At 71.4% G+C, this 12,847-nt stretch carries 11 protein-coding genes; all 11 read left to right on the top strand.

Going from position 1 to position 12,847, the window contains the following annotated elements; all coding sequences use genetic code 11:
• The first annotated feature begins 516 nt into the window (after positions 1-516).
• The 11 genes from ACXAHD_RS27800 (at position 517) to ACXAHD_RS27750 (ending at position 12,316) form a co-directional block, all read left to right on the top strand.
• Entirely contained in the window at positions 517-1,599 is a 1,083-nt protein-coding gene (locus ACXAHD_RS27800; RefSeq protein ID WP_475054320.1) for a M23 family metallopeptidase, read from the top strand.
• A gap of 72 nt (positions 1,600-1,671) precedes the next feature.
• Complete coding sequence (locus ACXAHD_RS27795; RefSeq protein WP_475054318.1) at positions 1,672-1,977, top strand: hypothetical protein; 306 nt, start codon at positions 1,672-1,674, stop codon at positions 1,975-1,977.
• Positions 1,978-2,141: 164 nt separating this feature from the next.
• Positions 2,142-3,677, top strand: coding sequence for a hypothetical protein (locus ACXAHD_RS27790; RefSeq protein WP_475054315.1), 1,536 nt, complete (start codon positions 2,142-2,144; stop codon positions 3,675-3,677).
• A 69-nt stretch (positions 3,678-3,746) separates the two neighbouring features.
• On the top strand, positions 3,747-4,013 hold the full coding sequence (locus tag ACXAHD_RS27785; protein ID WP_475054312.1) for a hypothetical protein: 267 nt from the start codon (positions 3,747-3,749) through the stop codon (positions 4,011-4,013).
• 196 nt (positions 4,014-4,209) lie between these two features.
• The gene (locus ACXAHD_RS27780) at positions 4,210-5,331 is read left to right on the top strand and encodes a hypothetical protein (protein ID WP_475054310.1); all 1,122 of its coding nucleotides are present in this window, start codon (positions 4,210-4,212) and stop codon (positions 5,329-5,331) included.
• A 120-nt stretch (positions 5,332-5,451) separates the two neighbouring features.
• The gene (locus ACXAHD_RS27775; protein ID WP_475054308.1) at positions 5,452-6,267 is read left to right on the top strand and encodes a hypothetical protein; all 816 of its coding nucleotides are present in this window, start codon (positions 5,452-5,454) and stop codon (positions 6,265-6,267) included.
• A gap of 359 nt (positions 6,268-6,626) precedes the next feature.
• Positions 6,627-7,304: a hypothetical protein gene (locus ACXAHD_RS27770; RefSeq protein ID WP_475054306.1), complete on the top strand. Its 678-nt coding sequence runs from the start codon at positions 6,627-6,629 to the stop codon at positions 7,302-7,304.
• 97 nt (positions 7,305-7,401) lie between these two features.
• Positions 7,402-8,085, top strand: a complete 684-nt coding sequence (locus ACXAHD_RS27765) for a DUF4314 domain-containing protein (protein WP_475054303.1) — start codon at positions 7,402-7,404, stop codon at positions 8,083-8,085.
• A 100-nt stretch (positions 8,086-8,185) separates the two neighbouring features.
• A complete protein-coding gene (locus ACXAHD_RS27760; RefSeq protein ID WP_475054300.1) occupies positions 8,186-9,298 on the top strand; it encodes an AAA family ATPase in 1,113 nt (370 codons plus the stop codon).
• 11 nt (positions 9,299-9,309) lie between these two features.
• Complete coding sequence (locus tag ACXAHD_RS27755) at positions 9,310-10,923, top strand: VWA domain-containing protein (RefSeq protein WP_475054296.1); 1,614 nt, start codon at positions 9,310-9,312, stop codon at positions 10,921-10,923.
• A gap of 370 nt (positions 10,924-11,293) precedes the next feature.
• The gene (locus ACXAHD_RS27750; protein ID WP_475054293.1) at positions 11,294-12,316 is read left to right on the top strand and encodes an HAD domain-containing protein; all 1,023 of its coding nucleotides are present in this window, start codon (positions 11,294-11,296) and stop codon (positions 12,314-12,316) included.
• The last annotated feature ends 531 nt before the right edge of the window (positions 12,317-12,847 follow it).

The raw sequence follows: 12,847 nt of genomic DNA, 5'->3' as shown, positions 1-12,847 counted from the left end.
GAGAAGATCGTCGGCAGCGGAAGGGGGGGAGAAGAGACAGGCCGACCCCGCCCGCCCGGCCGTCGTCCGCGCCCGCTACGTCCACGTCAACGGCAACCCCTCATCCGTCATCCCACACCTGCGCCGGATCTGGGCCACCACCACCCGCCGCGACACCCACGCCCTCATCGACGCGGTCCTCGCCCACGACTGGGACCACCTCGGACCCGACCCCACCCCGGACCCGCGGCCTACCGCCGGCCAGCACCACGTTCGCGGTGTCGGCATGACGCTCGACGACACCGACCCGGAGCCGCTCACCGTCTTCCCGCTCAGCCTCGCCGTCGACCTCGTCGCGACGTGGATCTACGTGATCAACCCCGCCGACGACACGGTCACCGTGCACAGCGGCGACGGCGAACCGGTCGGCGTCCACCACCTCCGCTAACCCGTGAACCAGGAGACCCCCGTCATGCCCTGCCGAGCCGCGCCACCGCACCAAACCCGCCACCCCGGTCCCGACGACAGGGGACCGCGATGACCATCCGATCCCTGCTGTCACTCGCCGTCGCGCTCATCGCCGTGTTCATCCTCTGCGCCGGCGGCCTCGGCGGAACCCTCGCCGGCGGAACCGCCGCCGCAGGCTGTGTCCGTGTCCCCGTGGCCACCACACCCGGCCCCTCGTCGCCGACCGGGCCGACCCGGTGGCCGGCCGTCGGCGGCTGGGACAGCGGCCAGGTCGGCAACGCCGCCGCGATCACCACCACCGGCGCCCGTCTGGGAGTACCCGCACGAGGGTGGGTGATCGCGGTCGCCACCGCCATGCAGGAAAGCAGCCTGCGGAACCTGGCCGGCGGCGACCGGGACTCCGTCGGCCTGTTCCAGCAACGCCCCAGCCAAGGCTGGGGCACCCCCACCCAGCTCCACGACCCCGTCCACGCGTCGGAGAAGTTCTTCGACAGGCTGGTCACGATCGACGGCTGGCAGACGATGCCGCTGGCCGAGGCGGCCCAAGCCGTGCAGACCTCCGCCTACCCCGACGCGTACGCCAAGTGGGAGAGGCCAGCCGCCGAGCTGGTCACCGCGATCGCCGCCACCGCCGGCCTCCCCGCCGACGGGTTGGCCGGCTGCGGAGCCGTCGGCCCGTGGACCCAGCCGGTGCACGCCCCGGTCGGATCCGCATTCCGCAGCCCGTCCCGGCCGGGCCACGACGGCGTCGACCTCACCGCCCCCCGCGGCACGATCATCCGCGCCGCAGCAGCCGGCACCGTCCGCACCGTGCGCTGCAACGCCGTCCACGCCACCACGGGCGCGGACTGGGGCTGTCACCGCGACGGCCACCCCACGCTGACCCGCGGCTGCGGCTGGTACGTCGACATCGACCACCCCGGCGGCCTGCTCACCCGCTACTGCCACATGGACAAGGCCCCGATGGTGACGGTCGGGCAGCAGGTCGCCGCCGGCCAGCCCATCGGCCTGGTCGGCTCCACCGGCCACAGCTCCGGCCCGCACCTGCACTACGAGATCCACACCGGCGGCGACGCCAGCCCGGGCGGGGCCACCGACCCGGTGCCGTTCATGGCCGCCCGGAACGCACCCCTCGGAGCGCCGCCACCCTGACCGGCCCCATCCCCGCCGTGCGCCACGACCGAACGGCTCCCACCGCGACACCCTCCCCGAGAGGAGCACCGTGTGACCACCGACCAGGACACCGGCCACGAGAACCTGCTGGAGCGCCTGCTCCGACACCTCCTGTCCGGCGATGACCTCGACGAACCCTGCGACGAAGCCCGGCCAGCCCGTGCTGCTGGACAGCACCGCAGGGCCGGTGCCCGTGCGGAAGGACATCGCCCTACGGCGACGCCGCTGTCATGGCCCCTCAACCGCGGCGTGCTGATCCGGCTGTCCGACGGCAGCGAGCTCCACCTCGGCATCGTCACCTCCCGCCGCCCCGACAGGCCCGTCCGGTTCCGCACAGCCGCCGGCACGTCCGGCTGAACCGTCCGCCGCTCACCGGCGTCGCGGCACCACCGGCCGGCTCGAACCCGCGATGGCCGGCACCACCAGACCCGTGAATCGAGCCGCCGACACCTGCCTGCCCGCACGGCCCGAGCAGGCACACAAGCCCACCAGCGACCCACCCACACCAAGGAGGAACCACCATGCCCCACACCCCGGGCGAACCCACCGTCCCCGACCACGCGAGCGCGCCGTGCCTGATCGGGCAGCTCCACGACGACGGGCACACGGTCACCGCCGTCGCCATCCCCAACCGATCCGACCCCCAGCACGTGCTGCCGGTCCTCCGCAGCCTGCTGGACGGCGCCGACGGCGACATGCGGCTGATGACCGACCGGGTCATGACCCACGGCTGGATCCCGCTCGACACCCACACCCGGCCGGTGAACCCCACGCCGCCCAGGCTCCGCTTCGACCTGCACGACGCCAGCGTGCCGCCGCGCGCCGAGTGGCTGTACCTGCTCGGCGACCGCGAACCGACGGTCCTGGTCCACGAGGCGACCGTGCACGGCAGCTGGGCCCGGCACAGCAGCCACTGGCTACCCGCGCCAGCGGACGTCCCGCCACGGACCGGCCTCGGCGTCGCCGGAGACCTCGCCACCGGACACGGCGCACACCAGTGGCGGCCGGCGACGATCGGGCTCGCCGGCCTGCCCACCACCTGGCGGGCCGAGATCTGCTCCACCGAGTGGGCACGCGGCGTCATCGTCGCCCGCCTCGACCGGGAAGTCCTGCACGAGGTCATCGACGTGACAAGGCAATGGCACAAGGGCCGGCTGCCCGGCACCGGCCTGCCGATACTGACCCTCGCCGCCCACGTCCTGATCGTCCTGTGGTGGAACGGATCGGGACACGAGCAGACACAGCAGATCCAGCCCGGCCTCCAGACACGGCCCGACGGCACCGACGACGAGGTGACGTGGCGGCTGCTGCCGAACCTCGACGCACACTACATCATCGGCCAGCACATCCTGCCGTGGACGCTGCCCGCCGAAGACCATCCCGGATACCGGCCCGACGAGCTGCGCAACGGCGTCGGGCCGATCCGGGAGTGGATCACCGAGGCCGGACTGCACACCTCCCACCCGCCCCTGTGGGGCTACCCGCTGCCGCTCATCGCCGCCGCACTCGCCGATCTCGCCGACAACAGACCGGCCGCGCTGGCCAGCTACGACCATCCCTACCAGGTCACCCCCGCCTCCTGGAACGGCCGCTCCCAGGCGACCCTGCCGCGCCCACTCGGCGGTACCTGGACCGACGACCCGCTGGTCCCGGTCTTCAGCCCCTGGCAGGTCGCCACCCGCTGCGGGATCCTCCGCAGCCGCCACCACCAACCCCAGCAACATCCGCGAAGAAGGGAGAAACAGCGTGTCCGATCACCAGGACGTCCGCCTCACCCTCCCGGTGACGATCGGCGTCAACGCCAGCGGCCACGACAGCCACATCGACTGGGGTGTCTCCGGCCGCGACGACGCCACACCCGGCGACCCCGATCCCACCGCCGACGAACCCCCCGGCCTGCGATGACACCTTCGCGCCGATACGTCCGTGCCGGACCGACAAACCCGCGGCGGGTACGACCGTCATCGACAGCCTCCGCGCCGTCGGCGCCAGCGGCGAGGGCCGCGCCGGGCACTCCAAAGAAAGCGCACCTGACGCCGCGTACCGCCGCCACCTAGCTCCCCGCCCACCCCGAAATGGCGCGTGTCCACGAACCGACACGCGCAACCGTCCTGTCCGGAGACCCCATGAACGCAGACAACGACACCGAGCGGATCACCGCGGCGACGGCCACAGACGCCACCGCCGCCGGGCTGACCCGCGTCACGTTCAACGCGACCGCCCGCACGACAGCCGCCCTCACCACGATCCTGGCCGTCACCGGCGACAACAAGACCGACGCAATCAACAACAGCCTGCGCGCGATCGCGACCCTGCTCGCACTCGCCCACTCGGACGGCTCGGTGCACGTGATCGCCCCGGACGGCGTGACCCACATCGTGCACCTGCCCTGACCACACGACTCTGCCATCCCGCATCGGAAAAGAACGGCCGCTCCCACTCGCGCGAGGTCAGCGCCGCGCGCCGTTCGGCGGTTCCTGGACCGACGACGCGCTGGTCCCGGTCTTCAGCCCAAGGCAGGTGGCCACCCGCTGCGGGATCCTCCGCAGCCACCACCAACCCCAGCAACATCCGCGAAAGGAGAAAAGCGTGTCCGATCACCACGGTCGAGCACCTGACACCCGCCAACCCAACGAACCGCACCCCGCCGTGTCCGGCGACCACCTCGCCCCGCGGCACGTCATGGTCGGTGACCTCGGCGTCTTCGCCGGGGACTGGGCGGCCTACGACCACCACGGCCGAACCCGCTACCCGACCGGCTTCGTCGGCCGTCTCGACGCCCAGCGAGGGCGCGACGGACAGTACGCGGTCTACTCCTGCGACCGGAGTGTCGCCGAGGTGATCGTCGCCGAACAGGAGCGCCTCCGCAGCGACACCCGGCAGCGACTGACCGCCGAGGGCCTGCGGGGGCCCGATCTCGACGCCGAGGTGGACCTGGCGTGCGCGCCGCTGCGTTTCGCCGGCGACGAGATCATCATGGACGAGCGACTCGTCCACGGCGACGCCGACGGGCTGTCCCGGATCTGCCCGGACGGCGACGGCCGGTACACGATCTGCGCCTGGCAGTGGGAGTGGCGCACCGTTGACCCCGCCGACTGCGACCGCGTCGTCGGCGCGGCACCGACGGCGGCGCAACAGCCTCCCCGAATCCCGCTGGTGCACAGTCCGCTCCACGTGCCGCACGACCGGCTCACCGTCACCAGCCTCCACGAGCGTCTGACCGCCAACGGGGTCGCGTTCACCGCGACGCTGTGCCTCGATGGCACGCCGGTCGGGAGGGTCGAGAACGAGGGCAACGGTCGCGGGACCTGGCTGCGCCACCACGACCCGGCCAGGTTCAGCTGGCGCGACATGCGCGAGTTCGTGCTCAGGTGCCGCTACCTGCGCCAGCCCACCGACGAGGAAAAGGTCCTGGACCGCCTGGTCACCGAGTACGACCTGACGCGGCAGATCGCCGCGCTGCCACCGGACACGACCCTGGCCCGGTCGGTCGACGACGACGGCGACTTCTGCGGCGACCTCGTCATCCTCGAATCCCTCACCGGCCTCGACCGAGGCGACCAGCCTGCGGCGTGGACCGACCTCGCCCGCTACCTGGCCACCGTCACCACCAACTCGTTCAGTACGCACCGGCAGGTGTGGCTCGACGGCGCCTGGCAGCGCGTGCCCGACCTGCCCGCGACCACCGACATCACGCCGAACAGGCACTGAGGCACCGCACGACGCACGACTTCGGTGGACCACCGAAGACGGTCGACACCACCACTCAGAAGGGGCGAGCCCAGCTCCTGGGCTCCCCCCTCCACCGCTTCACGAAGAGAAGGCAGGACGATGACCGATTCCACCCACCGTCACACGAGTCTTCGCGGCTTCGAGGACCCGACGAACTGGGCCGACCTCGGCCGCCGATTCCAGCGGATCCAGGCCATGCTGATCCACGGTGACGGCGAACCGGTGCTTTCCGGGGACGACTTCTACGGCGAAGCACTGCGACGGCTGTTCACGAGCGACTCCGGTTGGATGACCCGAGCCGAACACGAGTGGCACCTCCGAGGACTCCACGTCATCAACGGCGCGGCGGCGCAGACGGTTCACGGCGGAGACGGTGGCGCGAATCGGAGGCGACGCCGACGCGCGCCATCGCCACTGCCGGATGGGAAGCCGACCTGCTGGGCGCTGCACCATCACGGTGGCAGCGTCCAGGTCGCTGTGGTCCACGCGGCAGGCGGGCCTGTCGGCCTGGCCCGACCGGGCGGGGGAGCGCTGATCAAGGTACGGCGCGTCTGCGCCGACGCCGAGGGCTGGTACCGCCTCATTGACGACCGCTGGCCCTGGCGTCACGTTAGTCCACCCGCCCTGCCGCCCCGCTGCGCAGCAGGGGAGCGTCGCCAGTACGAACCGGACATATTCGAGCCCGACGGACCGGATGGCACCAGGTGCACGGTGTGCGGGGCGACCGGCTACGACATTGCCCACCAGGGGTTGCCGTCGATGGCCGGGTACGGCACCGACCACTCCCTGTCGTGCCGGATCTGCGGCTCCTCGGAGACCTACGGCGAGGAAATCGGCTGGAGCAGCCATCCCACGATCTGGCCACCGGACCTCGACCCGGCGCCAACGGCGGACGGAGAGGTGACGCGGCCGTGATCGACGACGACTACCTCCCCGGCGGACGCGACGTCATGCCCACGGCCTGGTGGCGCCTGCCAGAACCCGTCGGCTTCATCAAACGGGGTCCGTGGCAGCCAGATCCCGGCCACCACCAACCGCGCGGCCGGCACCGACCAGCCCACGCCGTCCGACCCTGACCACCCCACGGAACTGGCGCGGTCGTGGCAGCACCTGCCCGCCGACCGCACCCACCACCCGTCGCATGACGCCGACACGACAACCCCACCCACAGCCGCCGGGTCTGCGGACCACCGCGCCATCAACACCCTGTTCGTGCGCGCCGTGCCGGCCGGCCCCGGCCAGCACGGTGCCCACCCAGCCCAGGAAGGACCACGATGACCACCGACCGGATTTCCAGCCGCGCCAGCACCAGCAGGTTCGAACTGCACAACGTCGGCAACAGCATGCTGACCGTCGGCCCCCGCCACCATCCGCCCCTGTCCGACGACCTTGTCCTGGCCGTCGGGCACCGCACCTACTTCGAGTCCTCGTCCCAGTCGGTGCTGGCGACCCGGGCGCAGGTCCGCGAACTGCTCGACTGGCTGAACGCCTGGTACGACAACGGCTGGGACGGTGTCCCCCGCGAAGAGGGACCCACCACCGCCGACGTCATCGAGCACTACCGCGACACCGCCATCCGGGAACGGATCCGCGCCGACCACGAACGCATCGACGCCCACCGGCTGCTTGACGCCGCGATCGCGCTGATCCCCGCCGACACCCGCAGCCAGGACCTCGACGACGTCGCCGTCGACCAAGGACGCAGCTGGGCGCGACTGCAGAAGGAAAACGACCACCTCGAAAACACCCGCCGGGCATTCGTTCAAGGCCTCAGCGACATCGCGCAGTCGACCACAGCGTCGGCGGACGTACTACGCAAAGCCGCCGCACGCCTGCTGAAGGCCATCAAACCCTTCACCGGCGAGGTCAGCGACGCCGAGGCCGCCGACACCCCGCTGCACCACCGCCCACGGCTGGTCACCGCCGCCGACCTGCTCCCGACGCGGGACTGAACCCCGGGACGCCACACCTACACACCGTCCGCAGCCCGGACCCGAGGCACACCTTCGCCCCCCTTTCCACCACATCATCGAAAGAGAGGAAGACGCTATGTCCGGACCCGCGCTCGTCGGCGCGATCACCGCCGCCGGCACGTTCACCGCCCGCTATCTGCACCGGACGAAAACTCCCACCGACACGGTGGCCGCCCTCCGCGCCATCTGGGCGGACCGCTTCGGCCGCGACACCACCGCCACGGTGGACCGTCTGCTCAGCCACCACTGGCACAGCCTGTGCCCGGCCTGCACGCACCCCCGGCCCCCGGCCGCCACTGTCGCCGTCACCGGTGTCGGACACGCGCTGGCCACCCAGCAACTGGTGGTTCGTGGTCTGGTGGTTCGTGGCCACGTCGCCACCGACGCACGCTACGGCGACACCGAATGGATGTACCTGCTCGACGCGCAGGCGCAGATGGTCCGGGTGTACGAAGCCACCGTCCACAACCGGTGGCTGCCCCACAGCCTGCATCCGCTGGACCCCGACACCCCGCCGGCCCCGCGCGACCGGCGGTACCGCCGCGGCGACCGCGTCGCGCTCGAGCACACCACCGACCCGCACACCCGGCTGCGTCCCGGCGACCAGGGCACGGTGGCCTTCGACCAGGGAGAGTCCAGCACGGTGTCGATCGTCTGGGACAGCGGCTCCTGCCTGGCCATGCTCCTCGACGCCGGCGACCGCATCCGCCTGCTCACCCCGAACCCCGAAGCCACAACCCGGCCGCAGACGAGCCGATGAGCATCGGCAGCCCTCGACCGAGCCGTTGACGGCCGGGCTCCCGCCCGACGTCATTTCCTGATCCGCCCGCCCCGCCAAGCAGAAGGCCAAGCCCCGCCCCATGTTCGCGCCGGTCCTGACCCTGCTCGCGACCCAACCGCACCGCGCCTTCTCCATCGGCGACCTCGGCAGGGAGCTGCCCGGCCGGTCGTCCGGGGCGATCGGCTCCGTCCTCAACCGCCTCGTCGACCGCAAGTGGGCCACCATGTCCGGCGGGTCCCCCCGCCGGTACACCATCACCGCCGAGGGCATCGACGCGTACACGGCAGGGGCCGGCGCCAGCCGCGCCCCCAAAGCCACCGCGCCCACGCCCGCCGCGTCGGCGCCCACCCCGACCGGGCCGGCGCCCACCCCGACCGGGCCGGTTCCACCGCGTCCCGGCGCCGTCCTACGCCCCAACGGTTCCTGGTATTTGCCCCGACAACTCGGCGACAGCACCGACGTCGAGGTGCTGCGCCGGCTGCGCCGCGACAACGTCACGGTCCTGCTCTACGGGCCGCCCGGCACCGGCAAGACCAGCCTCATCGAGGCCGCCTACCCGGACGCGGTCACCGTCGCCGGCCACGGCGACACCACCGTCGAAGACCTGATCGGCACCTACGTCCCCCTGCCCGACGGGGGCTTCGAGTTCGGCTACGGCCCGCTCGTCGTCGCGATGCGTGAGGGACGTGCCCTGTTCATCGACGACGCCACCCTTATCCCACCCCGCGTCCTCGCCGCCCTGTACCCGGCGATGGACGGCCGGGCGACGATCACCATCGCCGCCCACCACAACGAGGTCGTGACCGCCGTCGCCGGGTTCTTCGTCTGCGCCGGTCACAATCCCGGCGTGCACGGCGCGATCCTCACCGAAGCCCTGGCCAGCCGGTTCGCGGTGCACATCGAGGTCACCACCGACATGCAGCTCGCCCGCTCGCTCGGCGTACCGAACGGGGCCGTCGACGCGGCGATCGCCCTCAACGCGCGGATGCGCAGACACGAGATCGACTGGGCACCCCAACTGCGCGAGCTGTTGGCGTTCACACGCGTCACCAACGCCCTCGGCCTCGACGCCGCCGTCGCGAACCTCGCCGCGATCGCCCCCGAACCCGACCGACAGGCGGTCATCGAGGCCCTCCAGCGGGCCTACCGCAGCACCGCCATCACCCCACTCACCCTCGGCAAGCAAAAGTAGGGCAGGCCGTCATGACCAGCGTTTCCGCGCACCTGAGCACCTCCGGCGTCGCCCCGGCGCCGGCTTCGCCCTGGAGTCCGTGGTCGGCGGCCTGGACCACCCACGCCGCCCGGCTCACCGGCCGTCCGGACGCCTCCGTCACCGTCACCCCCGCCAGCGGCGGCCCGCAGGGTTTCAGCTACCCCGCGACCGCCGAAATCCAGGTCGACGCCGACCTCATCGGAGACCCGGAGATCGCCGACCCCCGCCGCCCCGGACACCGGTCGAAGGTCCCCGCCGCCTACGGCGTCCTGCTGCACGAGGTCGCCCACGTCATCCACTCGCACTGGACCCCACCACCGTCGGTGCCACCCGTCGTCCGGGAAGCCGCGCTCCTGCTGGAAGAATCCCGCATCGAGGGGCGCTACCGGGCGGCCCGGCGCCGCGACCGCCGGTGGCTGCGCCGCGCCACGACCAGCCTCATCGTTCCCGACGACACCCCCACCGACACGACATGGAGTGCCGCCTACGCCGCCGGACTGCTCCTCGCCCGAGTCGACGCGAAAATCCTCTACCCGGCCGACGTCCGCGAGCCACGACGCGCCATCACCAACGTCCTCGGCCGCAACCTCCTCACAGGGCTGCGCGCCATCTGGCGGGAAGCCCACACCGTCGCCGACACCGACACCACCCGCATGACCGACCTCGGTGAACGCTGGTGCCGCCTCCTGGGCATCGACCCCACCATCAACCCAGGCCTACCCGCCGACGACGCGGCCACCAGCGCGATCGCGGCGGGCATCGCCACCCCGATCGACGCCATGGGCACCAACCCCTCCGACACACCCCAACACACCGCACCCCGCGGCGGCGGACCCGGCATCCACGTCGACACCGACACACCGATCACCTGGCAAGAGCGCGACGCCCGCGACACCGAACGCCAGGCCGCCAACCGGCTCACCGCCCTGCTCCGCCGCGCCCGCCACCGCGAACCCGCCCGAACCCTCGAACCCAGCAGCGCACCACCCGGACGGCTACACACCCGCGCCGCCGTCACCCTCGCCGCCCAACGAGCGGCCGGCGCCATCCCCACCGCCCAGCCCTGGCAGCGCGCCGTACGACGCCCCGTCCCCGACCCCGAACTCGCCGTCGGCATCCTCATCGACGCGTCCGGCTCGATGGACGCGTTCGCAGCCCCCATGTCCTCCGCCGCGTGGATCGTCGCCCACGCCGCCACCCGCGCCGGTGCCACCAGCGCGACCCTCGCCTACGGCGACCGGGTCACCGTCCTCATCCCACCCGGTCGCCGACCCACCAAGGTCCGCGACATGCACGCCGACGCGGGCATGGAGCGCTTCGTCGAGGCCGTCACCGAAATCGACCGGCTCCTGCACCTGTCCACACCCGGGACCGCGCGGCTGCTCGTCGTCGCCTCCGACGGCCACTACGTCAACCCGGAGCACAGCCAGGCCGCCATCACCCGACTCCACAACACCGGCTGCGCCATCCTCTGGCTCGCACCCGACAACAAACGCTGGCCGTCCAAGGTCTACGACCACACCACGACCATCACCGTCGACGACCCCACCACCTGCATCAACCTCATCGGCCACGCAGCCATCGACGCCCTGACCAGTGCCTGAACCCGCCCCGCCGCGCGGGGCCGCAGCACCACAGAGCACAGGGGGGACGGCTCCGACGACACGCCGTCGGTGGCCGTTCCCGCTTTCTACGCGCCGCTGGTGGATCACCGATATCCAGGCTCGCTACTCGAATCGCACCCTGCCGACGCCCGCTCGTGCGCGACTTGTCCGTGACGCGACCGTGAGCGTCAATCACGTGCGGCCCGTCTCCTCACTCATCGCGCCTATCCCAAGAGCCATTCTCACCTGAAAGAATAGTCATGTCTGCCGATTCCACCTCGCCGACTCCCGACGCGGTATTCGTCGATCGCTACGACCTGCCCTACTTCCTGCCGCTGTATCGCTCCGCCCACACCGGAATCGAGGCCTGATGAACCCGCCACGCGGAGGCTCCGAGCCCGCCGGCCTCATGCCGGTGGTCGCCGTCGACGTCGACGGCGTGCTCAAACCCGACCACCCACCGACTGCCCGTCAGCTCGGCTATCAGCCCCACGAGTACGACGGTCCCGACCCCACCGGCCGACCGGTGTCGGGCACAGTGTGGCTGCACCTCGACCACGGCATCTGGCTGCAAGAGCTGGCCCAACGTGCCGACCTCGTCTGGTGCACGAGCTGGGGCACGCTCGCCGCCACCTGGATCGCGCCTCGACTCGGACTACCCGACAACCTGCCCGTGATCGACCTCGAACAGGGCAGCGGCATACGGTTCGGGCACCAGCTCAAGCTCGCGCCGCTGTACCAAGCCGTAGGCACTCGACCGGTAGCCGTCCTCGACGACGAGTTCGGCGGGCGGGATCCCGACGAGGCCGCCGACCGCACCGTCAACGGCAAGAACACTCTCCTGGTTCCGGTCGACAGCGCCGCCGGCCTGCGACGTCACCACGTCGACATGGTCCACCGATGGCTCGACCGCCTCACTGAAACGGACTCGCCACCACCAGGGCCAGGCAGAGACGGCCCTGGTCGCCGGCTGCCGAGCCACGCGCTGAGGCTCGCCGACGCCGATGACGGGGCAGACGACGAGGCTCCCGCCCTCAGCGTCGGTGATCCGGTACTGCGCAAGTCCCGACTGCTGTCCAGACAGTGCGACACGTGCATCTTCCGACCCGGCAACCCGATGCACCTCGCCGAAGGCCACCTACGTGACCTGGTAGCCAACGCACTCCGCAACGAGTCATACATCATCTGCCACGACACCCTGCCCTACGCAGTAGACGAGGCCGAGCCGGCGATCTGTCGGGGATTCGCCGACCGCTACCCGACCCAGACGCTCCAGGTGATCGGACGGCTCTTCGGCTTCCTGGAGGTCGACCCGCCCGGCGAAGACGGGGACAGGGTCGACGGCAGCGCCCCACCGGCCGGGGGAGCCGCCGGCCGGGCTGAACGCCCATAGATCGTCACACTGGTGGGCTGAGCAGACAGATCGCTCAGCCCACCAGTGGCTCGTCGAGGAAGAAGCCGGTCCCTTTTTGCGTTTGTCGGCATGGTCGACGCCCGTCGGGCGGACAGCCCCGATCCTTGGTTCAAGGCGACCTGCGGTGCGGAAAAGCTGTCCATACGGGTTCGACCGCCCGGACCGGCGCAGGGACGGTTCGACATGTCCAGCGGCAGCTGCCGGCCCGCTCAGACAACGCCGGCTGGGGGGACAGGCCAGGACACTAGGCGTAGGTTCGGCAGGTGCTGGAGGCGTGGGGATTGATCCTGACGACGGACATGGCGTGGCAAGTCCGGCAGTGGCGGGCGGACGGCCACACGTGGCGCGCGATCGGAGCAGCCGCCGACCATGCATGGAGTACCGGTTCCGAGGCAACCAGCTCTTCGGAAGAGACCTGTGCCTAGACGAGTTGTTCCGAAGTCCCGTCAGTGGTCGTAGGCGATCAGGGACCGGGTGACGGGTGCGCCGGTCTTGTTGTTGTGCCAGATC

This window comes from Micromonospora sp. ABR4_055 (assembly GCF_056160425.1).
Note: the sequence above shows the minus strand (reverse complement) of the source record. Positions and strands in the feature narration are given on the sequence as shown.